Origin of the sequence: Arthrobacter sp. 49Tsu3.1M3 (assembly GCF_900168135.1) — a bacterium.
Taxonomy (GTDB): Bacteria; Actinomycetota; Actinomycetes; order Actinomycetales; family Micrococcaceae; genus Arthrobacter.
In genome coordinates this window covers 94797-119191 of record NZ_FUZD01000009.1, presented here as the reverse complement: position 1 = coordinate 119191, position 24395 = coordinate 94797, and the positions used below count along the sequence as shown (strand labels likewise).

Sequence of the window (24395 nt, the reverse complement as noted above, 5' to 3'; positions counted from 1 at the left end):
GCGGACCCAACGACCTCGCTCCGGCGGTACAGGACCTTCATGGGAGCGGTGGCATGCGCTAGGGCGGGCGGGGCTTGCAGCCGGGCCTGGGCTGCGGACCGGAGTACTCCGGGTGGACGGGCGCTGACGGGGTCAGGCTGGCGGGAATTGGGGTGCCGGAAACCCGGCGGTGGACGGTCGTGTCCATGGGGGATTCTCCTGGGTGACTGTTGGCGGGCGGCAAAAGCAGCCCGACGGGCCGTGCTCTGCGGAGGCAGAGACGGCCCGACTAGTCAGGAGAAGAACCGGGATCAGCGCTAACGGCTGCGTACTCGTGCTGGAGCGGACCGCCGATGGCGTCGGCCACGATGGTGGGCAGGTAGAAGACCAGACTGGGCATCCACGCAGCCGTTCCGGCAGGCCCGCCGCCGGAGTGCCCGCTGCCGGACCCCGAGCCCGGAGCCGGCGGGAGTGCGTCAGGCGCAGGCAGTCCCGTGCCGCCATGCCACGGGCTCGGACCAGGGTTGCCGGAGGGAGCCGGCGGTTCACCGGTCCCGGCAGGGGGCTTGGCTGGCGGGGCAGCGCCGGACTGGATGGGTGCCGCGCCCCGGGGTTCAGGGATCAGCACAGCGGGATAGGCAACCGTGGCACCCGGTGAAGGAGATGCCGGGAAGGGACGTGCCGCCACGGTGCCGGTGGGAGCAGGCGCCGGCGGTTCAGCTGGTGCCGCGACGGCGGCGGTTGCTTTTGCGGCGCCCGGTGCCGATGCGCCATCGACGGCGGCCGGCGATCCCGCCGCGACGTCGCCGCCTGGCACGGTGCCGCCTGGAACGACGCCGCCTGGTGCCCCGGCCGCCGGGTCGCCGGGGAGCGGTGTTGCTGGAACCGGGGCCGCGGGGTCGCCGGGAAGCGGTGTTGCTGGAGCCGGAGCCGGGGCCGCGGGGTCGCCGGGAAGCGGTGTTGCTGGAGCCGGAGCCGGGGCCGCGGGGTCCATGACCGACGGATTGACGCCGGGAACCGGTACCGCAGGGTCCGCCACCGGCGGAACAACACCGGGAACCGGAACCGCAGGGTCCACCACCGGCGGAACAACACCGGGAGCCGGAACCACGGGGTCAACCACGGGCCCGGTTGCCGGCGGGGTGACTGCCGGCGCAGGGAGCGAAGTGTCGGGGATCGCCGGCGCAGGCGCAGAATCCGGTGCCTCCTGCCCGGGGGCGGGCGGTGGCGCGTCGGGAACGGCCGGTTCAGGGGCGGTGTCCGCGGGCCCGTTCGGGTCGGCGGAAACGACGTTCGAGGAAGCTGCTGCCGGCCCCGGAACAGCGCCCGCCGCCCAGGTGCCCGCCGGGACTGCGGGGATGTCCACGGAAACCACGCCGTCGAGGGAGGGAACAGGGAGGTCGTCGGCGTCCGAACAGGAGGCTGCGGATGCGCTCCCCCCGGCGTCGTCGGCCGTTCCATAGAACGCGCAGGCATCGTCCGCTTGAGCGGCAGTGCAGGTCAGCGTCAGCCACGCGGCGCCTGCGACGGCGGCCAAAAGTACGCGGCGCACGGGGCGCAGGGGGCGCAGGTTGCGGCCCGCGCGGGAGGGCGCTGCTGCAGGATCCATGCGCGCACCCCCGCTCCCGGAAGACTGGACAATTGCCTACAGGGTAAGTCGGCTCCAACAGGAGAGTCCAGAGCGGGGCCGAAACTGTAGGCATACCGAGACACTTGGAATGCGCCGGGTCCGGTGCCTGGGGCGTGGAAAGTGGGAGGGGGTTAGTGGGCGTCGTTGGGGTAGCTCACGCCGAGCTGCGCGCGTACGCCGTCGAAAAGCCGCATGGTGTTCAGGGAGTCCTCCAGCGGCATGACCGGGCTCTCGGTGAGGCCCTGCTGGATGCACCGCGTGACCTCACGGAGCTCGTAAGTGTAGCCGCGTCCCACCACGGTGAACTGCTCCGTCCGGGGCGCCTCGAAGCCGATCCGGACCAGCAGTTCCTTCGGGTTGTTGATGGAGCCCGGGCTCTGGAGGTAGCCCTTGGTGCCGGCGACGGTGGCCGTGCGGGGTCCGTAGGCCATTAGTGATGAGGTCAGTTGGGCCTGGGCGCCGTGGTGGTAACCGAGCGTCAGCGCATTCTGGGCGTCGACGCCGTCGTCGTTCAGCCAGCCTGTGGCGCTGACCGTCTGCGGGAACCCCAGGGTGCCGAGCGCCCAGAGCAGGGGATAGACCGTCATGTCCAGCAGGGCGCCGCCGCCGTCCTTGGGTGCCCAAAGCCGGGAACCGGGCGAGTACGGCGCCGGAAAGCCGAGGTCCGCGCCGACCCATTTCACCTCGCCGATCTCGCCCGAGGCAGCGATCTCGAACGCCCGCTGCATGCTGGGCAGGAACCGGCTCCACACGGCCTCCATCAGGAAGACGCCGTTGGTCCGGGCCGCCGCCATCAACTCGGCTGCTTCCCGGGCATTGATCGTGAGGGCCTTCTCGCAGAGCACGTGCTTGCCGGCGTTGAGGGCGGCGAGGGCTATTTTGTGATGGTGGGCGTGCGGGGTGGCGATGTAGACGACGTCGACGGCGTCATTGGCGAGCAAGCGGGCGTAGCCACTGACGCCGTCCTGGTCACCGTAGGCGTGGACAAAGCCGTAGTCGGCCGCGAACGCGTCCGCGGCCGCTTGTGTGCGGGAGCTGACGGCGTACAGTTCCGCATCCGCCAGCAGCCCAAGGTCACGTGTGACCGAAGCGGCGATCCCGCCGGTGGCGATGACACCCCAGCGCAGCCTGGCACCGGTGGCTGTGCGGGGATCCTGGTCCGGCTGGCTGAACAGCCACGGCTTTGCGATGAGGGCAGACATGGTGCCATCTTCTCACCCAGGGGCGGACGGGCCGCGGTGTTGACCCCCCGGCATGGCGGAGGTTCGACGCGGGGATCCAGTCTCATGAAGTTCAGCCCCTGCGGCTCGACGCCGGAGCCGCGGGCGGGCCCCCAAGGCCTGCCCGCAGCTCCGACGCCGAAGTCCGCGCCGCCGGGCGGACCTCAGGGGGTCGGCCGCCCGCCGGATCTCATCAGGCGGTTCTCAGCCGGCCGGTCCTCAGCCGGTCAGGGCCGCCGTCGCACGGGTCCGGGCCGTTTCCTCCGTGAGCCGGCCCTGCTGGAGCCGGAAGCGTCGGTCCGTCTTGTTGGCCAGGGCACGGTCGTGGGTGACCACCAGGATGGTGGTGTTGTGGTCCCGGCTGAGCATGCTGAGCAGCTCGATGATGTGCTCACCGGTCTGCTCGTCCAGGTTGCCGGTGGGTTCATCGGCCAGGATCAGCTTGGGTTCGTTCGCCAGCGCCCGGGCGATCGCAACCCGCTGCTGCTCGCCGCCGGAAAGCCGGTTGATGCGCCGCCCGTGCTTGTCCGGATCGAGCTGGACCTGTTCGAGCAGCTGCCGGGCCCGCTCGGCCCGCGCCGCCTTCCGCACGCCGGAGAATTCCATCGGCAGCATCACGTTGTCCACAGCCGAAAGGTTCGGGATCAGGTTGAACTGCTGGAAGACGAAGCCGATGTCCCGGCGCCGGTAGTTGGTCAGTTTCCCGTCCGGCATGCTGGCCAGGCTCACGCCGTTGACCACCACGTCGCCGCTGGTTGGCTTGTCCAGCGCCCCGAGCAAGGAGAGCAGGGTGCTCTTGCCGCTGCCGCTCTTGCCCACGATCGAGGCCAGCGTGCCTTGCTCGAGCTCGAAGCTGACATCGTTGACCGGCTTGATGGTCCGGTCGCCGGACTTGAACGTGCGGACCAGGTTCTTGACTTCGATCATGGCTATTCTCCTCGGAGGACTTCGATGGGACGGATGCGGGCGGTCAGCAGGGCCGGGACGAGCGCGCCGATGATGGCGACGCCGAAAACCGCGGCGATGCCCGCGGCAATGACACCGGGGGAGGCGCTCGCCGTCACGGAGGTCAGCAGCTGGCTGGCCCCGCCCAGCGGGCCGCCCGCCCCGCCGGGGAACCCGCCAGGGCCGCCGCGCTGGCCGGTGGCCGCCGCGTTCGTGCTGCTGCTTGAGCTGATGAGGGCGCTGGCGATGCCGCCGCTTGCCAGGGAGGCGACGGCGGCGCCCACCACGCTGCCGAGGGCCACCAGCACGAGGGCCTCCAGCACAAACTGCAGGCCGATGGTGCGGTTCGGGGCGCCGATGGCCTTCAGGACACCGATCTCGCGGCGGCGTTCACGGACCAGCATGACCACGATCAGGAGGATGATCAGGCCGGCGGTGCCAAGGGCCGCGACGAAGGCGATGAAGGAAATGTTCTTGACGCTGTCCAGCGAGCTGACGGCGGTCTGAAGGTTCCGCTGGCCCTGGGTGACGTCGGCCTTGTCGGAGCCCAGCGCCGCCTGCAGGGCGGTCTTGGCGGCATCGACGTTGTCCATGCTGTTGACCGTGACGATCATGGTGGAGAGTTCGTCCGGCAGCGCGGCGAGGGTCTGGGCGGCCGGCAGCGTCACGTAGAGCGCATTGTTGCCGAACGCGGTCCCGGCGTCGAACAGCCCCTGGACGGTGAAGGTTTTATCACCGATGGTGAACGTCGAGCCCACGCTGAGACCGTTCTTGGTGGCCAGGGTGGTGCCCAGCAGGGCGCCGGTGGACGCGGCGGTGTAGTTGCCCAGGCCGGTGCCCTGCGTCAGCTGCAGGGCCCTGCCGGTGGAGTCCACCTCGGCGCCGATGCCCGTTGCCGTGATGGGCAGCGAGAACGCAGGCGCGGCCTGCGCGGTGCTGCCAGTAGTGCCCGTGCTGCCGGTAGTGCCGGTGGCGCCGGTACCAGCTTGGTTACGGTTGCCGAGGGTGCCGGCGTCGACGGCGGCCGTGAGGCTCGTGGTGACGGAGGTGGCCGACTGCCCGCCCGGTCCGCCTTGGCCAGTCCGCCCTGACGCGGCCTCGGCGGCAATGTCAGCGGCGTTGCGCAGGCGCAGCGCCTTGGTGCCGACCACACTGCTGACGTTGGGGACGGCCGCCGCCGTGGCCGCCTGGGCGGAGGTCAGCGGCTCGCCTCCGCCCTCGAACCCCTGGCCGCCGGCGGGGTTCACGGTCAGGACCGTGCCCACCGAGGCGTTCAGCTCGGCAACCTTGCCGGTGACAGCCTGGTTGGCCACGAGCATGGCCAGGGCAAGCCCAATGGCTACGGCCAGCACCGCCACCACAGCGGCGGTCCTGACCTTGTTTCGAAAGGCGTTGCCTACACTCCGGGCAAGAACGCTCACGGTGCTCCTAATTTTTCTTGGGTATCTCTGGGGGACCTCTTGCCGGACCCGATGCCCGGCGCTGGTCCCACAGTGGTACGGGCCGCTGTGCGAACCTCCCCGCAAAGCTATGTCTCCGCTGTGAAGCGCCTCGCCCCAGGCAAAGTCATTCGCAAGGTCCCAGCCGGCGCACCCCAGCCAAGATCACCGCCAGCGCATCACGGCCAACGCAAAAGCCCCGGCCCTCCCTTGCGGGAGAGCCGGGGCTCTATGCTCTGGCGCGGCCGGTGAACCGGGCGCTTAGAAGGGAACTACTGCTTGGTGATCGGGCCGAGGACCGGATCGTTCTCGTACGCCGTGTGGACGTTGTCCTTGGTGACGATGACCGGTTCCAGCAGGTAGGCGGGAACAACCTTGACCGTGTTGTTGTAGGACTTGTCGTCGTTGATCTCAGGCGTCTTGCCTGCCTGAATGTCGTTGACCATGACGATCGAGTGCTCAACGAGCGCGCGGGTGTCCTTGTTGATGGTGGAGTACTGCTCGCCCGCCATGATGGACTTGACCGACTCAACCTCGGAGTCCTGACCGGTGACAATCGGAAGCGGCTTGCCGGCAGCCTTGACGGAGGTCAGGATCGCGCGGGCCAGAGTGTCGTTCGGGGACAGTACGCCATCAAGCGGGGCGGTGCCGTAGGTTCCGGCGAGCAGGGTGTCCATGCGCTTCTGGGCGTTCTCTGCCTTCCAGCCCTGGGTCACAGCCTGCTCGAAGCTCGTCTGGCCGGAGAGGACCTTGAGGGTGCCGTCGTCGATCTTCGGCTTCAGGACGCTCATGGCGCCGTCGAAGAAGACCTTCGCGTTGGCGTCATCAGGGGAACCTGCGAAGAGCTCGATGTTGTACGGGCCTTCCGGCTTCTTGCCCTTCATGCCGTCCAGCAGCGCCTTGCCCTGGAGTTCACCGACCTTGAAGTTGTCGTAGGCCACGTAGTAGTCCACGTTCGGGGTGTTCAGCAGCAGACGGTCGTACGCGATGATCGTTGCGCCGGCGTCCTTGGCCTGCTGGAGCTGGGTGCCCAGCTGTGCACCGTCGATGGCGCCGACGATGATGACCTTGTCGCCCTTGGTAATCATGGCGCTGATCTGGTTCTGCTGCTCCGAGACGCCGCCGTTGGCGAACTGCACGTCCGGCTTGTAGCCGGCCTTGGTGAGGCCGTCGTTGAACAGCTGCTCGGCCAGGACCCAGTTTTCGGAGGTCTTCTGGGGGAGTGCGACGCCGATCGCGGAGCCCTTCGGGAATGCTTCGCCTCCAGTGGAGGAACCGCTGGTGGTTCCGGTGTCGGAACGGCCGCAGGCTGTCAGCGCCAGTGCCGCAATAGCAGCGATTGCTGCTGCCTTTCCTGCTTTACCAATCATTCGCATTGCTTGGTTCACTTTCTTTTGGTGGTGTGCGGAGAATCGTGGGGTTGGGAACCGTGGGAGGGGGTCAGATCCCCCTCGAGATGACCTCTTTGGTCTGGGTGGTCTCGTCGGCCTTGATCTCGCTGCTGCGGCCGAAGTTCTTCATCAGCATGCCGACGATCGATTTCTTGCCCTGGGTCTTGTTGTAGACGTCGAAGGCGACGGCGATCAGGAGAACGAGGCCCTTGATGATCTGGGTGAGGTCGGCGCCGACGCCAAGCAGCTGCAGGCCGTTGTTCAGGACGGCCATGACCAGACCGCCGATGATCGAGCCGATCACGGTGCCCACGCCGCCGGTGACGGCGGCGCCGCCGATGAAGACGGCCGCGATGGCGTCCAGTTCCCAGCCGACGCCGTCGAACGGTCCCGAAGCGGTGGAGCGGCCGACGAAGATCATGCCGGCGAGGCCGGCCAGGAAGGACATGTTCATCATGACCAGGAAGTTGACCTTCTTGGACTGGACCCCGGAGAGCTCCGCAGCGTGGCGGTTGCCGCCGACTGCGTAGATGTGGCGGCCGATGACGGTCTTGGAGGAGATGAAGCCGTAGACGATGATGAGGACGGCGAGGATCAGGCCCGGAACCGGGAAGGACGTGCCCGGCCGGCCGGTGGCGAAGAGGTACGTCGCGTAGAGGATGGCGCCGCAGACCAGCACCAGTTTCAGGACCATGACCCAGGTTTCAGGGACCTCGGCGCCGAGCTTCTTGGCGTTGCGGCGGGACCGGATCTCGCTGAAGATCACGAACGCGACGGCGAGCAGGCCGATCAGCATGGTGGGGTTGTTGTAGCCGGTCTTCGGGCCGAGCTCGGCCAGGTAGCCGGAGCCGATGTACTGGAAATCCGCCGGAACCGGGATGGTGTTCGACTTGCCGACGAACTGGTTGGCGCCGCGGAAGATCAGCATGCCGGACAGCGTCACGATGAACGCGGGAATGCCGACGTAGGCCACCCAGAATCCCTGCCAGGCCCCGATCAGGACGCCGAGCCCGAGCCCCATCAGGACGCCGATGTACCAAGGCAGGCCCCAGTCGCGGATGAAGAGTGACACGCAGACACCCACGAAGGCCGCGACGGAACCGACCGAGAGGTCGATGTGCCCGGCGATGATGACCAGCACCATGCCGATGGCGAGGATCAGGATGTAGGAGTTGCCGTTGAAGAGGTTGATGACGTTGCCCGATGTGAGCGTGCGGCCCTCCGTGAAAATCTCGAAGAACACGATCAGCGCAACCAGGGCGAAGATCATGCCGAATTGGCGGGTGTTGCCGCCAAAGAGCTTCTTGAGCGCGTTCATTGTTTCAGTCCTTGTTTCCGGAGTGTTCGGATTGTTCTGGTTTGTCCCAAAGGGTCAAGCGGTCTTGCGGGCGGACGTCATGAGTTTCATGAGGCTTTCCTGGCTGGCTTCGTCCTTGTTCAGGACGCCGGTGATGGCGCCTTCGAAAATCGTGTAGATCCGGTCCGAGAGGCCCAGCAGCTCGGGCAGCTCCGAGGAAATGACGATCACGGCCTTGCCCTCGTTGGCCAGCTTCTGGATGATGCCGTAGATCTCGTACTTGGCCCCGACATCGATCCCGCGGGTGGGCTCGTCCAGGATCAGCACGTCCGGGTCGGTGAACATCCATTTCGCCAGCACGACCTTCTGCTGGTTGCCGCCGGAGAGCTTTGCGACGCCTTCCTCCACGGAGGGCGTCTTGGTCCGCAGCGACTTCCGGTATTCCTCCGCGACGGCGTATTCCTTGTTGGCGTCCACCACGAAGTTCTTGCTGATCTTGCGCAGGTTTGCCGAGACCGTGGTGGCCTTGATGTCGTCCAGCAGGTTCAGGCCCAGGGACTTGCGGTCCTCGGTGACGTAGCCGAGCCCGGCGTCGATCGCCTGGCGGACGTTCTTGAGCTGCAGTTCCTTGCCGTCTTTGTAGACATGGCCCGAGATGAAGCGGCCGTACGAGCGCCCGAACACGGACCGGGCCAGTTCGGTGCGTCCGGCGCCCATCAGGCCCGCGAACCCGACGATCTCGCCGCGGCGGACGAAGAAGCTGGAGTTCTTGCAGACCAGGCGGTCCTGGATCTGCGGGTGCCCGACGTTCCAGTTCTTCACCTCGAAGAGGACATCGCCGATCTTCGGATCGTGGTCCGGGAACCGGGATTCCAGGGTCCGGCCCACCATGCCCTTGATGATGCGGTCCTCGTCGACGCCGTCGGCCTTGACGTTCAGGGTCTCGATCGACTTGCCGTCGCGGATGATCGTGATCTCATCGGCGATCTGTTCGATCTCGTTGAGCTTGTGCGAAATGATGATCGAGGTGATTCCGCGGCCCTTGAGGCCCAGCATAAGGTCCAGCAGGTGCTGGGAGTCGGACTCGTTCAGCGCCGCCGTGGGCTCGTCCAGGATCAGGAGCTTGACCGACTTGTTCAGGGCCTTGGCGATCTCGACCAGCTGCTGCTTGCCGACGCCGATCTCCTTGATGGGGGTCTCCGGGTCCTCGCGCAGCCCCACCCGTGCCAGCAGTTCGGTGGACCGGGTCCGGGCCTCGGCCCAGTCGATCACGCCGCGCTTGGTGGGCTCGTTGCCGAGGAAGATGTTCTCCATGATCGACAGCTCGGGGATGAGCGCGAGTTCCTGGTGGATGATCACGATGCCGGCGTGCTCGCTGGCCCGGATGTCCTTGAACTCCTGGACTTCGTTCTGGTAAACGATGTCCCCGGTGTACGTGCCGTAGGGGTATACGCCCGAGAGCACCTTCATCAGGGTCGATTTCCCGGCGCCGTTCTCACCGCAGATGGCGTGGATCTCGCCGGCCTTCACCCGCAGGCTCACATCGGCCAAAGCTTTAACGCCGGGGAATTCCTTGGTGATGGAGCGCATCTCGAGGATTAGCGGATCACTGTGCGTGTTGAGGGACGTCATCTGCCCTTACGCCTCCAATGCATGACTTCGTTGTCCGCCCCTGCAAACCGCAGGGCCGTCTGATGGAAAAGTAAACTGGATCACAGCCCTTGTCGTCAAGTCTTTAACGCAACAGGCACATAACGAAATGGTTAGTTTCGCCGGATCCCGGCGTGCTGGAAGACCAAAGCCGTGGCCCCGAGGGCCTCCGCCCGGTCGCCCAGGGAGGACATCGTGAGGGTGGTCGTCTCGCCAATGACCGGCACCGCGTGGCGGATCAGGCCACGCCGGATCGGGTCCAGCAGCAGCTGGCCAAGGCCCGCCAGCGGGCCGCCGACCACAATGACCTCGGGGTTGATCAGGTTCGCCACGTTGCCCAGCGCGCGCCCGACGGCGAGCCCGGCGTCGTCCACGACACGGAGCGTGGCGGAGTCCTTCTCCAGGGCCTTGCGAACGATGTCCCCGGGCGAGAGCGGCCGGTCCTCGCCGCGGCTCAGGAGCTCGATCATGGTGGTCGTGGAGGCGATGGTTTCCAGGCAGCCGCGGTTCCCGCAGCGGCAGATCAGCCCGTGCTCGTGGATGGTGGCATGGCCGATCTCACCGGTGATGCCGACGTTGCCGTAGTACGGGACGCCGTTGAGGATCAGCCCCGCGCCGATGCCCGAGCCTATCTTGAGGAACATCAGGTTGCTGATGCCGCTGTGCGGCCCCCAGGTGACCTCCGAGAGGGCGCCCAGGTTGGCGTCGTTGTCCACGAAGACGGGGAGTTCCAGCGCTTCCTCGAGGCGTCTGAGGATGTTGATGCCCACCCATTCGGGCAGGATCGCGCCTTGCGCCACGGTGCCGGTGCGGCGGTCGATCGGGCCGGGAATTCCGACGCCGGCACCCACCAGGGCGCTGCGTTCCACACCACTGTCCGTGAGCAGCCGGTCCAGCACGCCGACGGCGGCCTGGATGCCTTCCTCGGCGTGGTGGCCCAGGGGCAGCAGGACCGACTCTTCGGCGATCACGTGGTAACTCAGCGAGGCCAGCACGACGCGCAGGTGGCGCCGGCCGAAGTCGATCCCGACGGCGACGGCCCCGTTGCTGTTGAGCCGGACGTTCAGGGCGCGCCGCCCGGAACTGGTGATCGGTTCAGTCGAGGCGAGCCCGGCGTCCTGCATGATCTTGACGATGTTCGAGACCGTGGCTGTCGAAAGGCCGGTCTGGCGGGCCAGTTCCGCCTGGGTGGAAGGGCCCGCGAGGAGGCATTCGATGATCCGCTGCTGGTTCAAATGCCGGAGGGCGGACTGCGATCCGGGGTTCTTGGTTCGGCTCCTCGTTGAGCGCGTTGGTGAGGGCATGCTATGAAGCGTGACGCATTCGCGCCTTGTAGTCAAGAAGTTAACGCAACGATAACGGCCGCGCCGGTGGAATGCCGGGGGAAGGGCGGTCAGCACCCGCCGCCTACGCCGCAAGGACGTTCTGCCCCGCCGGCCTGCTGACCGGGTGGAATTGCACCACCCCCAGCGTTCCGGGCCGCGGCTACTCTGGGTCGGGAGAGGCCGACGCGACCCGCGGAGGCGCCGGAAACGTGAGGTGGTAATGGTGCTGCTGGCCCTGATGCAGGCGAACTCCGCCGTGCTGGACATCGAGGCGAACTGCGCCGCGGTGGAGGTTGCGGCGCGCAATGCGGCCGCCGCGGGCGCGCAGCTGCTGGTGACCCCGGAACTCTTCCCCGTGGGCTACGCGCCGCGGCGGCTGAAGGAGGCGTTCGATCCCGGCAGGTTGCCCGGGCTCCGGGAAGTCCTGGCCGGCATCGCGCGGCGCAACACCATCGCCCTGGTCTACAGCCTGCCCAGGGTGACGCCGGCCGGCGGGTGGCACATTTCCGCCACCCTGGTCGACGAGGCGGGCGACGAACTGCTCAGTTACGACAAGGTGCACCTGTTCGGCCCGGACGAGCGGGCGGCGTTTACGCCCGCCGCGGCCGCCCCCGGCGTCGTGGATTTCCACGGGCACAAAACGGCGCTGGCCATCTGCTACGACATCGAGTTTCCCGAGTCGGCGCGGGCGGCCGCCTTGCGCGGAGCGGACCTGCTGCTGGTGCCGACGGCACTCGCCGGCGGATTCGACGTCGTGCCGCAGGTGCTGATCCGGGCCCGCGCTCTGGAGAACCAGCTGACGGTCGCCTACGCCAATCACACCGGCTCGGAGGATGACTGCGACTTCCGCGGCGGCAGCATCGTCGCCGGCCCGGACGGGTCGGTCCTGGCCGCGGGCGGGGAGGGCCCCGAACTGTTGTTTGCCGAGCTGGGTGAGCCCGGACGCGCCGCGGCAGACGGCAGCGGGGACGCCGTGGACTACCTGCGCGACCGCCGCCCGGAGATCTACCGCTCCTGGGGAGTCTGACCGGCGGCGGGAGTCTGACCGGCGGCGTTCGCCTGTTCTGCGCTGGCCGGTGGGCCGGGCATCTCGGGGCCGTCCTGGTACTGCAGGGCAATCCAGAGTTCCGCGCGCGCCTGGGCCTGGTTGAGGTCAAGGCCCAGCAGCTCAGCGATGATCCCGATCTGCCGGCGGACGCTGTTTCGATGCAGTCCCGTGGCTTTTGCAGTGGCGTCCCAGCTTCCGTTTTCGCCCAGCCAGGCCCGCAGGATGCCGAGCAGGCTGTCGCGGCGTTCCGGTTCGAGGGCGAGCAGGGGCGCCAGCAGACGGCCCGCCAGCAAGGTGCCGGCGGCCGGTCCCAGCAGGCCGGCCACCGACCAGGTCACGTCGTCCGCCCGGACGCTCCGGCGGCTCGTGAGAACGCGGTTGCGCAATGAAGCGGCGTGCCGGTAAGCCTCCGGCAGGTTCGCGAAATCGGTGCCGCTGCCGATCACCAGGCGCCAGCCGAGCCGCTCCACTTCGGCGAGCACGGCGTCGTCGACCTTCAACCTGGTGATGGCGGCAAAGCCGTATTCGGTGAGCTCCACCAGTTTGGTGTCGAACAGCCGCCGCCACTCCAGCAGGGCCCGCACCGAAGCCTCGCCCGGGCGGCCCGCAGTCTTGGGGTTGTCCGGGGCGGCGTCAATCCGGACACCCTGCACGACCCGCAGCTGGCCGGACCGGGTGGAGGAGATGCTTTGGGCCAGCAGGTCCTTGAGCCCGTTGACATGCCGTGCGGATCCTGAGGCCACGCTCTCCGGGTGCAGCAGCAGCGCCGTGGCCAGCTGGCTCGGGGCCAGGGAGCCGCTGATGCGCTGGCGGACCAGCAGTTCCAGCAGCCCGACGGCGGTGGAGACAACGCTGTTCTGGGCCGGGGTCAGCGGGGCGTCCGTGCCGAGGATGAGCGCGCCGAGGTTGGCGTCCCGGGTGCTGCGCAGCGGATACCCGAAGACGAGGGACGAGCCCGCGGCGTCGAACGAGTCCATCTCCACCCGCGGGCCGCTGCCGGCGAGCAGCCTGGCCAGCAGCGGCTGCAGGTCGGCGGAGTCAACTCCCGGCACGGTGCCGGCCGCGGCGCCGGCGGCCCGCGGGCCGGGGGAGGGGCCTGAGCCGCGGGCGCGCACCCGCCCGTCGGCGCCGACCAGCACGGCCCACACCGGGACGCGCTGGACCAGGGCCGCGAGGAGTTCGTGCTCGGGGCGCGCGGACAAGACTGCGCGCATGAGCTGCCTGCTGGTGTCGGCCAGCTGGCGGAAGGTCGCGGCGTTGTCCGACTCGAGGAGCCGGGAGAATTCCAGTCCGAGCGCGGCGAACGGGAGGCTCTCCGGGATGGCGACCAGGGTCAGGTTGTGCTGCCGGCAGGCCCGCACCACGGCCTCGGGCACGGCGTCGAAATACGGTTCCAGGCCAAAGCCCAGGGCGCCCACGCGGGCCTGGACCAGGCGCTGCACATAGGCGTCCACCGCCTCCTCGCTGCCGCCCTCGCCCACGAACGGCAGGCCGGCCGTGAGCAGGAACTCGCCGTCCAGCAGGTAGGGGGTGGGGTCTTCCAGTTCGCTGGGCTCCACCCAGCGCAGGCGCTCCTGCCCGTTGCCGCCGTCGTGCACGACGCCCAAGGCCGGCAACTGGCCCAGGAACTGCGCCAGCGTGACGAAGCCGAGCCGCTCCGGGTCCTCAGCAGTCACGGCCGCGGCCCCCGTGCCGGCCGCCCGAACAACGGCGTCCGAGTGCATTAAGTCTCATGAGTGAAGACTACAGGTCATTTTGCACAACCTTGAGAGGTGGCTCACACGCCTAGGGTGGGTTCGGGAAACCGACCACTACTGAAGATAAGGACGTCAACGATGACTGTGCCAACTCTGATCGGCGAACGCCCGCCGGCGGAAGCCGGCCGTCCCGGGCTCACCGCCCAGCTCCTGCGCCGCAAGCCGATCGGACAGCTGGTCCGCGAGGCCGAGACCGGACACGGCGGCACGCGGCTGGTCCGCAGCTTCGGTGTCCTGCAGCTGACCATGATCAGCGTCGGCGCCACCCTGGGCACCGGCATCCTGGTCATCCTGGGCCAGTCTGTGCCGCTCGCCGGCCCGGCCATCTGGATCTCCTTCGCCATCGCCGGCTTCGCCGCCCTGCTCTCTGCCGTGTCCTATGCGGAGATGGCCGGCCTGGTCCCGGCCGCCGGCTCCAGCTACTCCTACACCTATGCCACCATGGGCGAGGGCATGGCCTGGATCTGCGGCTGGTGCCTGGTGCTCGAATACGCTGTCTCCGTGGCCGCCGTCGCGGTCGGCGCGGGCCAGTATGTGAACGAGGCCCTGGCGGTCTTCGGCCTGGAACTCCCGGACGCCGTCACGCAGCCGCCGGGAGCCGGCGGCGTGCTGAACATGCCCGCAATCGTGATTGTGGGCCTGGCCACGGTGCTCTTGGTCCGCGGCGCCAAGGAGAGCGCCTGGATCAACACGGCGATCGTCCTGGTCAAAGTCGGCATCCTGCTGTTCTTCTGCGCCGTGGCCTTCACCGCTTTCAACGGCGGGCACTTCGCGCCCCTCATGCCGATGGGCGCCGCCGGCGTCTCCGCCGCAGCCTCCCGGGTCTTTTTCTCCTACATCGGCTTCGACGCCGCCTCCACGGCCGGCGAGGAGGCCCGCAACCCCAAGCGCGACCTCCCGCGGGCCATCCTGCTCTCCATGCTGATCGTCACCAGCATCTATGTGCTCGTGGCCGTCGCCGCCATCGGCGCGCGCCCCTGGGGCTGGTTCGACGGCACCGAGGCGGCCCTCGTGAAGATCCTTGAGGAAATCACCGGCCAGCCATGGGTTGGCGTGGTGTTCGCCGTCGGCGCCGTGCTCGCCATCGCCAGCATCGTGCTGACCGTCCTGTACGGGCAGACCCGGATCCTGCTCTCGATGTCGCGCGACGGCCTGGTGCCCAAGGTCTTCGGCCGGATTTCGGCCCGGACCGGCACGCCGGCCGCCGGAACCCTGATCGTCGGCACCGCCGTCGCACTGACCGCCGGCCTGGTGCCGCTCGGTGCCCTCGCGGACGCGACCAGCATTGGCACCCTGTTCGCCTTCGCCCTGGTCAACGTGGCAGTCCTCTACCTGCGGCGGACCCGGCCCGAACTCACGCGCAGCTTCCGCGTCCCGCTCTTTCCGCTGACACCGATTCTCGGCGCCCTCATGTGCGCCTACCTGATGGCCAACCTTGGCGCCGAGACCTGGGCGGTGTTCGGTGCCTGGATGCTCGTTGGCTGTGCCGCCTACTTCGGCTACGGCCGGAAGAACTCCAGGGTGGCTGCCCTGAGCCACGAGGAATACCTGGATCTATCAAGCCGCCACCCCGACAACACCACCACACACCAGGAACTTAAGGCAGAGATCTCATGACCATCGCCACCGAACTTCCGGCCCCTCGGCCCGCTGCTGAACCGGGCGCGGCGCCCATCACCATGCTGAATCCGGACTTCCCGTTCAGCTACGACCACTACCTGGCCCACCCGGAGGGCCTGGGATCGGTGCCGCCCGAGCTTTACGGGACCGAGGTCGCCGTCGTCGGCGCCGGACTCTCAGGACTGGTGACCGCATATGAGCTCATGAAGCTGGGCCTGCGGCCCGTGGTCTACGAGGCCGACAGGATCGGCGGGCGGCTGCGGACCGCCAGTTTCCCGTCCGCGCCGGGGATCGTGGCGGACCTCGGCGGAATGCGGTTCCCGGAATCCGGCAAAGCCTTCTACCACTACGTGGACCTGCTCGGGCTGGACACCCGGGAGTTTCCCAATCCGCTGGCGCCGGCGACCTCCAGCACGGTGATCGAGCTCGCGGGCCAGAAATACTATGCCGAGACAGCGGCCGACCTGCCGCCCTTCTTCCGGGAGGTGGCGGATGCGTGGAAGGCTGCTGTGAACGACGGCGCCGCGTTCGCCGAGATGCAGGACGCCATCCGCGCCCGGGACACAGCCCGGATCAAGGAACTCTGGAATGCGCTCCTCCCGCAGCTGGACGAGCAGACGTTCTACGGCTTCATCGCCGGCAGCGACTCCTTCAAGGAAGCCGGATTCGCCCACCGCGAGGCCTTCGGGCAGGTGGGATTCGGCACCGGCGGCTGGGACACCGACTTCCCCAACTCGATCCTCGAAATCCTTCGCGTGGTCTACACCGACGCCGATGACCGGCACCGGCTCATCGACGGCGGCGCGCAGCGGCTCCCCGAGGCACTGTGGGAGCACACGCCGTCGGGCATGGCCCACTGGCCGGACGGCACCTCGCTGGCCTCGCTGCACTTAGGCGCCCCGCGCGGCGCCGTGGACCGCATCGCCCGCGACGGCAGCGGCGACTTCCGGATCCGGGAACGCTGGGGACGCGAATCCGCCTACCCGGCCGTGGTGACCACCTGCCAGTCGTGGCTGCTCTCGACCCGGATCCACACGGACGAGGCCCTGTTCCCCGCCGAACTGTGGACGGCGATCGAACGCTCGCACTACATGCAGTCCTCCAAGACCTTCGTCATGGTGGACCGGCCGTTCTGGAAGGACATCGACCCGGCCACCGGCCGTGAGGTCCTGTCCATGACGCTGACCGACCGGCTGAACCGTGCCACCTACCTGCTGGACAACGGCCCGGACCAGCCGGCCGTGATCCTGCTGTCCTACACCTGGAACGACGACGCGCTGAAGTGGCTCTCGCTCACCGCGGAGGAACGGGCGGAGCTCATGTTGCACTCGCTGCAGCAGATCTACCCCGGGGTGGACATCGCCAGCCATATCGTGGGCCAGCCGATCACCGTCTCCTGGGAGGCGGACCCCAACTTCATGGGCGCCTTCAAGGCCAATCTGCCGGGGCACTACCGCTACCAGCAGCGGCTCTTCACGCACTTCAAGCAGGACGGGCTGCCGGCCGAACAGCGCGGGATCTTCCTCGCCGGCGACGACGTCTCCTTCACCGCCGGCTGGGCCGAGGGGGCCGTCACCACCGGGCTCAACGCCGTCTGGGGCGTGGTCAACCACCTCGGCGGTTCCACCCCCGCCGGGAATCCCGGACCGGGCGAGCTGCTCTCCGAGCTCGGGCCGATCGCCCTGGACTGAGCGGCGCCGGCCCCGGCGCAGTATTCCTCAGGCGCTGTGAAGTTCGCGGTGCGCGCGTGCCAGTTCCTGGTAGTGGGCGGCGTTGTGCTGGACACCGGCGAACTCCTCGTCGCTGAGCTCGCGCCGGACCTTGGCTGGAACGCCGGCCACCAGCGAGCGGGGCGGGATGACGGTGCCCTCCAGCACCACGGCGCCGGCGGCGATGAGGGACCCGGCGCCGATCACGGCCCCGTTGAGGATGGTGGCGCTCATGCCGATCAGGCAGTCGTCCTCAACGGTGCAGCCGTGGACCACGGCGCTGTGGCCGACGCTGACCCGCGCCCCGACGGTGCAGGGGAAGCCGGGGTCGGCGTGCAGCACCACGTTGTCCTGCAGGTTGGTGCCGGCGCCGACGGTGATGGCGGCGGTATCGGCGCGGACGCTGACACCGTAGAAGGCGCTCGAGTTCTCGGCCAGGGTGGCGTTGCCGATCACGGACGCCGTGGGCGCGACGAAGGCGGAGTCATGGACGGCCGGAGTGGTACCGGCGAATGCGTAGAGGGGAGCCATGCCTCCAGCCTAGGACACGCCGCCGCCCCGTTGAGCGAGCAGTTGTGGTCGCTATGGGTGCGCGGTTTAACCACCACAAGGGACAGCTCAACGGGCAGGAAGGGTCAGGCGGGGGAGCGGAGCACCGTGAAGCCCGCCCCGCCCCGGCCGCCCTCGCGGCGCGGGTCGGGTGCTGGGAGTACGACGGCGATCGGCGCGCCCGGTTCCGCCACCCGCCCGAGTTCGCGGACGACGTCGTCCCACTGTTCCGGGGGCAGGCCAGCCAGGGCGTCCACCGCCCACACCGAGTCAAACGCTCCGTCGGCGAACGGCAGGGAAACCGGCCCCGCCACGGAGGCTTCCAGCCCGTGGGATCGGGCGACGTGGATGTTCTCCTCGGACTCGTCGACACCGGTGAAATGGATGCCGGACTGGACAAAGTGCAGCCCGTCGGCGCCCGGACCGCAATCCAGGCCCAGCACGCCGTGCCGGCCCTCGTTCTTCAACAGCGCCACAAATGATTCGAGCCGGTCCCTGCGGGAGGATTCCATAGCTCCAGTTAATGACCGCTTCTAGTTAAAGACAACCGTCCGGTTGCCGTCGAGCAGGACGCGGTGCTCGGCATGCCACTGCACGGCCTGGGCGAGGGTGCGGCCCTCCACGTCGCGGCCCATCTGGACGAACTGCTCCGCGGTGCGCCGGTGGTCCACGCGGATGACTTCCTGCTCGATGATGGGCCCTTCGTCCAGGGCCGCCGTGACGTAGTGCGCCGTGGCGCCGATGAGCTTCACGCCGCGGGCATGCGCCTGGTGGTAGGGCTTGGCACCCTTGAACGAGGGCAGGAACGAGTGGTGGATGTTGATGGCCTTGCCCGTCAGCTCGGTGCAGAGCTCGTCCGAGATGATCTGCATGTACCGGGCCAGGACGGTGAGCTCGATGTCGTGTTCCTTCATCAGGACCCGGAGGGCGTCCTCGGCCTGGACCTTGGTGTCCGGGGTGACCGGGATGTGGTGGAACGGGATGCCGTAGAACTCCGCCAAACCCTCGAGGTCGCGGTGGTTGGACACGATCGCCGGAATGTCGATCGGCAGGGTTCCGGAGCGCTGCAGGAACAGCAGGTCATTCAGGCAGTGGGCGGACGTGCTGGCCATCAGCAGGGTGCGGACCTTCCGGCCGGCCGGGTTGAGGCTCCACTGCATCCCGAAGGCCTGCGCCACAGGTTCCAGCGCCGCCTGCAGCTCCGCCTGGGACGCCGCCGTCGTCGCCTCCACCCGCATGAAGAAGGTGCCCGTGCCCTGGCTGCCGTACTGCTGGGAATCTGTAATATTGCAGCCCGCCACCAGGAGGGCGCCGGCGACGGCGTGCACGATGCCCGGCCGGTCAGGGCAGGAAAGAGTCAGGATGTAGGAGGCAGTCAGGTTCTCATCAGTCACGAGGAACAGCCTACCTGCGCTTCAAGGGCAGTTTTGAAAGGGTTTTGGTAGTGTTAACCCGTCGCAACTGGCGTTGGATGGCTAACCATCAGGGAGCGGCACTCACGAAGACCACGGATCGTACGCCTGGGCCGAGGGTCATGTCTTACCGGTCGGCAGCTCAACGCTGCCGCACCGTTGCTGGTGCCCGCACGGGGTGCCGGCCGCCGCTGTCGCGGCCCGCTGTCAAGGGGCCCGTAATCAAGGGGCGGTGCAACGGGCCAGCCGGTAGCCTGACCAATAGCCGTACCCGTTGCCAACCAGGAGTTCCTCGTGACTACTACCACCGCCACCTCAGCCGCCGTGAGCAACCAGCCGCTGGCCGAACTCGACCCTGAAATCGCCGCCGTCCTGGCCCAGGAACTTGGCCGCCAGCGCGGCACCCTGGAAATGATCGCTTCCGAGAACTTCGCCCCGCGCGCCGTGATGGAAGCCCAGGGCTCCGTCCTGACTAACAAGTACGCCGAGGGCTACCCGGGACGCCGCTACTACGGCGGGTGTGAATACGTCGACGTCGCCGAGCAGCTCGCGATCGACCGCGTCAAGGACCTCTTCGGCGCCGAATACGCCAACGTGCAGCCGCACTCCGGCGCGCAGGCCAACGCCGCCGCGCTCGCCGCCATGATCACCCCCGGCGACAAGATCCTGGGCCTGTCCCTGGCCCACGGCGGGCACCTCACCCACGGCATGAAGCTGAACTTCTCCGGAAAGCTCTACAACGTCGCCGCCTACCAGGTCGAGGAAGATGACTTCCGCATCGACATGGACAAGCTGCGCGAACAGGCCATCGCCGAAAAGCCCCAGGTCATCATCGCCGGCTGGTCCGCCTACCCGCGGCACCTCGATTTCGCGGCCTTCCGTTCGATCGCCGACGAGGTCGGCGCCCTGCTCTGGACCGACATGGCACACTTCGCCGGCCTCGTCGCCGCCGGACTGCACCCGAGCCCGGTCCCGCACTCCGACGTCGTGACCTCCACCGTGCACAAGACGCTGTCCGGTCCCCGCTCCGGCGTGATCCTGGCCAAGCAGGAGTGGGCCAAGAAGCTCAACTCCGCCGTGTTCCCCGGCCAGCAGGGCGGCCCGCTCATGCACGTGATCGCCGCGAAGGCCGTGGCCTTCAAGATCGCCGGCACCGAGGAATTCAAGGAACGCCAGGAACGCGTGCTCGAAGGCGCCAAGATCATCGCCGAACGTCTCGGCCAGGCCGACGTCGCCGGCGCGGGCGTCTCGGTCCTGACCGGCGGCACCGACGTGCACCTGGTCCTGGTGGACCTGCGTGACTGCGAGCTCAACGGGCAGGAAGCCGAGGACCGCCTCGCCGCGATCGACATCACCGTCAACCGCAACGCCGTGCCGTTCGACCCCCGCCCGCCGATGGTTACCTCCGGCCTGCGCATCGGCACACCGGCCCTGGCCACCCGCGGCTTCGGCGCCGAGGAATTCACCGAGGTGGCGGACATCATCGCCACGGCGCTGAAGTCCGGAGCTGCCACGGAGATCGAACCCCTGCAGGCCCGCGTGGACAAGCTCGCCGCCGATTTCCCGCTGTACCCGCAGCACGAGCAGTGGTAGGCCATGACTACTTCGCACACCGCAAAAACGGCTGAAACTGCACGGATCCTTGACGGCAAGGCTACCGCCGCCGCCATCAAGGCCGAGCTCACCGAGCGCGTGGCCGTGCTCAAGGCCCAGGGCATCACGCCCGGGCTGGGCACCATCCTGGTGGGCTCCGATCCCGGCAGCACCTGGTACGTCGGCGGCAAACACAAGGACTGCGCCGAGGTGGGCATTACCTCCATCCGCCGCGACCTGCCGGAAGAGACCAGCCAGGACGAACTCCTGGCCGTGGTCCGCGAGCTCAACGAGAACCCGGAATGCACCGGCTACATCGTCCAGCTGCCCCTGCCCAAACACATCGACCAGGACGTCATCCTGGAGGCCATGGATCCCGAGAAGGACGCCGACGGCCTGCACCCGATGAACCTGGGCCGGCTCGTGGCCAACGTCAGCGGACCCATGAAATCCCCGCTGCCGTGCACGCCCAAGGGCTGCGTGGAGCTGCTGACCCGGCACGGGATCGACCTGAACGGCAAGCGCGTCCTCGTGGTGGGCCGCGGCGTCACCATCGGCCGCCCCGTGGGTCTGCTGCTGACCCGCAAGGACGTCAATGCCACGGTCATCCTGGCCCACACCGGAACGGTGGACCTGCCGGTAGAACTGCGGCAGGCCGACGTCGTGATTGCCGCCGCCGGGCAGCCGCACATGATCAAGGCCGCGGACCTCAAGCCCGGGGCGATCGTGCTCGACGTCGGTGTCAGCCGGGTCGATGACGGCAGCGGCAAGGCAGTGGTCACCGGAGACGTGGACCCCGCCGCGGCCGATGTCGCCGCCTGGCTCTCGCCGAACCCCGGGGGAGTGGGGCCCATGACCCGCGCCATGCTGCTCGCCAACGTGGTGGAAACCGCGGAACGCCAATGGGCAGAGAAAAACCGCTGAGCAGAGGACACCGCCCGGGGCCCGCCTAAGGCTCCCGCGGTGGTTGGGCCGGCTTTCGGCGGGCCCAACCACCGCAGGATTCCGCGCGTTGTACCGCCTGCCGGCATAACGGAACGGATACGTCAGGAGTTTTTACGAAAAGACTCTTTCATAGTTTGCGGGGATCCACTACCGTAGTGCGGGTGTCCGAACTTGCCTCTAAAGAATCACGCGCGAGCAGCCCCTCCGACGCCGCTCTCCAGTACGTCATCACCGCCGAGAACCTGACCAAACGTTACGGCGACGTCACCGCCGTCGACGGCATCTCCTTCCGCGTTCCCGCAGGGGAAGCGTTCGGCCTGCTGGGCCCCAACGGCGCCGGCAAGTCCACCACGATGAAGATGATCGGCGGGGTCTCGCAGCGCACCTCCGGCAGCCTGAACATCATGGGCCTGGACCCCGAACAGCACGGGCCGGAGGTACGCGCCCACCTGGGCGTTGTGCCGCAGCAGGACAACCTGGACGAGGAACTGAAAGTCCGGGACAACCTGCTGGTCTACGGCCGCTATTTCGGCCTGCCCATGAGCTACCTCAAGCCCAAAGCCGACGAACTGCTGGAATTCGCCCAGCTCACCGACAAGGCCAACTCCAAGGTCGATGCCCTCTCCGGCGGCATGAAGCGGCGCCTGACAATCGCCCGCTCGCTCATCAATGAACCCCGGATCCTGCTGCTCGACGAACCAACGACGGGCCTTGACCCTCAGGCCCGGCATATCCTCTGGGACCGGCTGTTCCGGCTCAAGGAACAGGGCGTCACCCTGATCCTCACCACGCACTATATGGACGAAGCCGAGCAGCTGTGCGACCGGCTGATCGTGGTGGACAAGGGCAGGATCATGGCCGAGGGATCGCCGGCCAGCCTGATCCGCGAATACTCCACCCGGGAGGTCCTGGAACTGCGCTTTGGCTCGGAGCGCAACGCGAGCGTCGGCGCGGAGCTCGGCGGCATCGGCGAACGCGTGGAAACCCTGCCGGACCGGGTGCTCATCTACGCCCACGACGGCGAGGCCGCCCTGGAGCAGGTCACCGCCCGCGGCCTGCGTCCGGTCACCTCCCTGGTCCGCCGCTCCTCACTCGAAGACGTCTTCCTGCGCCTGACCGGCAGGAGCCTCGTTGACTAAGAAGGAACAGTTGACTAAGCCAGTTCAGGCAGCGGGCACGGCGGCGGGCGCCGCAGCGGCGGGGATGGCCCTGCGCGCGCACTCGCCGGAAGTCTCGGCCGCCCGTGCCCGCCGCTGGGGCGCGTTCTACTACGCCGAGCAGGTCCTGCGGGTCATGAAGGGCTACGGCTGGACCATCGTGATGTACGGCGTGGGACAGCCGGTGGCCTACCTGTTCGCGATGGGCGTTGGCCTGGCCACCCTGGTCGAGTCCAACGGCGCCGGCGTCTTCGGCGGGGTCAGCTACCTGACGTTCATCGCGCCGGCCCTGCTGATCTCGGCCGCCGTCATGACGGCCGCCAACGAGTTCACTTTCCCCGTGATGGACGGCTTCAAGTGGCGGCGCGTCTACTACGGCCCGCACGCCTCGCCGCTGACTCCCGAGCAGATCGCCGGCGGCCAGATCATCGCCGTGACGGTGCGCTTCCTGCTGCAGTCGGCCATTTACTTCGCCGTCGTCGCGCTCTTCGGCGCCGCGCCCGGCGCCTGGGGCTGGGTTTCGATCCTGATTGCCACGCTCGCCGGGCTGTCCTTCGGCCTGCCGCTCATGGCCTACGCGGCCACCATCCAGCACGACAAGGGCCAGTTCGCCATGGTCATGCGGTTCATCGTCATGCCCTTGTTCCTGTTCTCCGGCACGTTCTTCCCACTGGACACGCTCCCGCTCGCGGTCCGCTGGATTGGCTGGATCTCACCGATCTGGCACGGAACCGAGCTTGGCCGCGTGGTCAGCTACGGGTACGAGGAAGAGCCGTGGCTCACTGTCGTCCACGTCCTCTTCCTGCTGGGCCTGGCGGCTGCCGGCTGGATCCTGACCAAACGCCAGTTCGCCAAAAGGATGGCATCATGAGCGTCCTGACCGGAAGTTTCAACACGGGGGACCACAGCGTCACCGAAGCCGCGCGCCGCCGCCGCTTCGGGCCCATCTACTCCCGCAATGTCCGCGCCGTCGTCGCCCGCGGGCTCATGGCCACCAAGAGCAGCAACTGGATGGTCATGGTCTCCGGGTTCTTCGAACCCGTGCTGTACCTGATCTCCATGGGAGTGGGCCTGGGCGCCATTGTCGGGTCTGTCCAGGGCCCGGGCGGACAGGAAATCAGCTACGCCGCGTACATCGCGCCGGCGCTGCTGGCCGTGTCCGCCATGAACGGCGCCGTCTACGACTCCACGTGGAACGTCTTCTTCAAGATGAACTTCGCCAAGCTGTACCAGGGCATGCTCTACACCTCGCTGGGGCCGCTGGATGTCGCCATGGGCGAAATCTTCCTCGCCCTGCTGCGCGGGGCCATGTACGCCACCGGCTTCACAGCCGTCATGGGCCTGATGGGCCTCATCACCACGCCGTGGGCCATCCTGATGATCCCGGCCTCGGTGCTGATCGCCTTCGGCTTCGCGAGCTTCGGCATGGGGATCACGAGCTACATGAAGACATTCCAGCAAATGGACTGGATCAACTTCGTCATGCTTCCGATGTTCCTCTTCAGTGCCACGTTCTACCCGCTCAGCGTCTACCCGCAGTCCATCCAGTGGCTGATCCAGGCCATGCCGTTGTGGCACGGTGTGGAACTGCTGCGCCAGATCAGCGTGGGGGTCTTCACACCGGCCACCGCCGTGCACATCGGCTACTACCTCGTCATGATCGCCCTCGGCGTCCTGCTCACCACGAGCCGGCTGCGCAAACTGTTCCTCAAGTAGCCGTCCTTCCAAA

20 protein-coding genes are annotated in these 24395 nt (G+C 67.9%); 8 read left to right on the top strand and 12 right to left on the bottom strand.

What is annotated here, in order from left to right:
* Positions 1-268: 268 nt before the first annotated feature.
* From B5X90_RS12035 to B5X90_RS12000, 8 genes are all read right to left on the bottom strand, one after another.
* Complete coding sequence (locus tag B5X90_RS12035) at positions 269-1588, bottom strand: hypothetical protein (protein WP_079553293.1); 1320 nt, start codon at positions 1586-1588, stop codon at positions 269-271.
* 152 nt (positions 1589-1740) lie between these two features.
* The gene (locus B5X90_RS12030) at positions 1741-2811 is read right to left on the bottom strand and encodes a Gfo/Idh/MocA family protein (RefSeq protein ID WP_079553291.1); all 1071 of its coding nucleotides are present in this window, start codon (positions 2809-2811) and stop codon (positions 1741-1743) included.
* A 237-nt stretch (positions 2812-3048) separates the two neighbouring features.
* Entirely contained in the window at positions 3049-3756 is a 708-nt protein-coding gene (locus B5X90_RS12025) for an ABC transporter ATP-binding protein (protein WP_079553288.1), read from the bottom strand.
* 2 nt (positions 3757-3758) lie between these two features.
* The gene (locus B5X90_RS12020; protein WP_079553286.1) at positions 3759-5195 is read right to left on the bottom strand and encodes an ABC transporter permease; all 1437 of its coding nucleotides are present in this window, start codon (positions 5193-5195) and stop codon (positions 3759-3761) included.
* A gap of 290 nt (positions 5196-5485) precedes the next feature.
* The gene (locus B5X90_RS12015) at positions 5486-6589 is read right to left on the bottom strand and encodes a substrate-binding domain-containing protein (RefSeq protein ID WP_079553283.1); all 1104 of its coding nucleotides are present in this window, start codon (positions 6587-6589) and stop codon (positions 5486-5488) included.
* A 64-nt stretch (positions 6590-6653) separates the two neighbouring features.
* A complete protein-coding gene (gene mmsB, locus B5X90_RS12010; protein ID WP_079553280.1) occupies positions 6654-7922 on the bottom strand; it encodes a multiple monosaccharide ABC transporter permease in 1269 nt (422 codons plus the stop codon).
* A 54-nt stretch (positions 7923-7976) separates the two neighbouring features.
* Positions 7977-9533, bottom strand: coding sequence for a multiple monosaccharide ABC transporter ATP-binding protein (gene mmsA, locus B5X90_RS12005; RefSeq protein WP_079553278.1), 1557 nt, complete (start codon positions 9531-9533; stop codon positions 7977-7979).
* Between the two features lie 131 nt (positions 9534-9664).
* The gene (locus tag B5X90_RS12000; protein ID WP_079553276.1) at positions 9665-10855 is read right to left on the bottom strand and encodes an ROK family transcriptional regulator; all 1191 of its coding nucleotides are present in this window, start codon (positions 10853-10855) and stop codon (positions 9665-9667) included.
* A gap of 241 nt (positions 10856-11096) precedes the next feature.
* On the opposite strand from B5X90_RS12000, the gene B5X90_RS11995 reads away from it, so the two are divergent.
* Complete coding sequence (locus tag B5X90_RS11995; RefSeq protein ID WP_079553274.1) at positions 11097-11903, top strand: nitrilase-related carbon-nitrogen hydrolase; 807 nt, start codon at positions 11097-11099, stop codon at positions 11901-11903.
* On the opposite strand, the gene B5X90_RS11990 is transcribed toward B5X90_RS11995, so the two are convergent.
* Positions 11882-13648, bottom strand: a complete 1767-nt coding sequence (locus B5X90_RS11990; RefSeq protein WP_256860189.1) for a PucR family transcriptional regulator — start codon at positions 13646-13648, stop codon at positions 11882-11884. The two genes, B5X90_RS11995 and B5X90_RS11990, sit on opposite strands and share 22 nt — an antisense overlap.
* A 111-nt stretch (positions 13649-13759) precedes the next feature.
* Between B5X90_RS11990 and B5X90_RS11985 the strand changes: the two genes are divergently transcribed.
* Both B5X90_RS11985 and B5X90_RS11980 read left to right on the top strand, forming a co-directional pair.
* Positions 13760-15298: an amino acid permease gene (locus B5X90_RS11985; RefSeq protein ID WP_079553272.1), complete on the top strand. Its 1539-nt coding sequence runs from the start codon at positions 13760-13762 to the stop codon at positions 15296-15298.
* Positions 15295-16992, top strand: coding sequence for a flavin monoamine oxidase family protein (locus B5X90_RS11980; protein ID WP_179129119.1), 1698 nt, complete (start codon positions 15295-15297; stop codon positions 16990-16992). Before B5X90_RS11985 ends, B5X90_RS11980 begins: the two co-directional genes overlap by 4 nt.
* Positions 16993-17019: 27 nt before the next feature.
* On the opposite strand, the gene B5X90_RS11975 is transcribed toward B5X90_RS11980, so the two are convergent.
* The 3 genes from B5X90_RS11975 to purU form a co-directional block, all read right to left on the bottom strand.
* Positions 17020-17541 carry a gamma carbonic anhydrase family protein gene (locus tag B5X90_RS11975; protein ID WP_079553270.1) on the bottom strand — a complete coding sequence of 174 codons (522 nt, stop codon included), beginning with the start codon at positions 17539-17541 and terminating at the stop codon, positions 17020-17022.
* Positions 17542-17645: 104 nt separating this feature from the next.
* Positions 17646-18071, bottom strand: a complete 426-nt coding sequence (locus B5X90_RS11970) for a class I SAM-dependent methyltransferase (protein ID WP_079553268.1) — start codon at positions 18069-18071, stop codon at positions 17646-17648.
* 21 nt (positions 18072-18092) lie between these two features.
* A complete protein-coding gene (purU, locus tag B5X90_RS11965; protein WP_079553266.1) occupies positions 18093-18953 on the bottom strand; it encodes a formyltetrahydrofolate deformylase in 861 nt (286 codons plus the stop codon).
* Positions 18954-19265: 312 nt separating this feature from the next.
* Between purU and glyA the strand changes: the two genes are divergently transcribed.
* The 5 genes from glyA to B5X90_RS11940 all read left to right on the top strand — a co-directional run bounded on the left by glyA (position 19266) and on the right by B5X90_RS11940 (position 24382).
* On the top strand, positions 19266-20564 hold the full coding sequence (gene glyA / locus B5X90_RS11960) for a serine hydroxymethyltransferase (protein WP_079553264.1): 1299 nt from the start codon (positions 19266-19268) through the stop codon (positions 20562-20564).
* 3 nt (positions 20565-20567) lie between these two features.
* Positions 20568-21488, top strand: a complete 921-nt coding sequence (locus tag B5X90_RS11955; RefSeq protein ID WP_079553261.1) for a bifunctional methylenetetrahydrofolate dehydrogenase/methenyltetrahydrofolate cyclohydrolase — start codon at positions 20568-20570, stop codon at positions 21486-21488.
* A 248-nt stretch (positions 21489-21736) separates the two neighbouring features.
* Complete coding sequence (locus B5X90_RS11950) at positions 21737-22648, top strand: ABC transporter ATP-binding protein (protein WP_028277330.1); 912 nt, start codon at positions 21737-21739, stop codon at positions 22646-22648.
* A gap of 64 nt (positions 22649-22712) precedes the next feature.
* Positions 22713-23537: an ABC transporter permease gene (locus tag B5X90_RS11945; RefSeq protein ID WP_079553259.1), complete on the top strand. Its 825-nt coding sequence runs from the start codon at positions 22713-22715 to the stop codon at positions 23535-23537.
* Positions 23534-24382 (top strand): ABC transporter permease, encoded by an 849-nt coding sequence (locus B5X90_RS11940; protein ID WP_079553256.1) that lies wholly within the window; start codon positions 23534-23536, stop codon positions 24380-24382. Before B5X90_RS11945 ends, B5X90_RS11940 begins: the two co-directional genes overlap by 4 nt.
* Positions 24383-24395 lie beyond the last annotated feature (13 nt).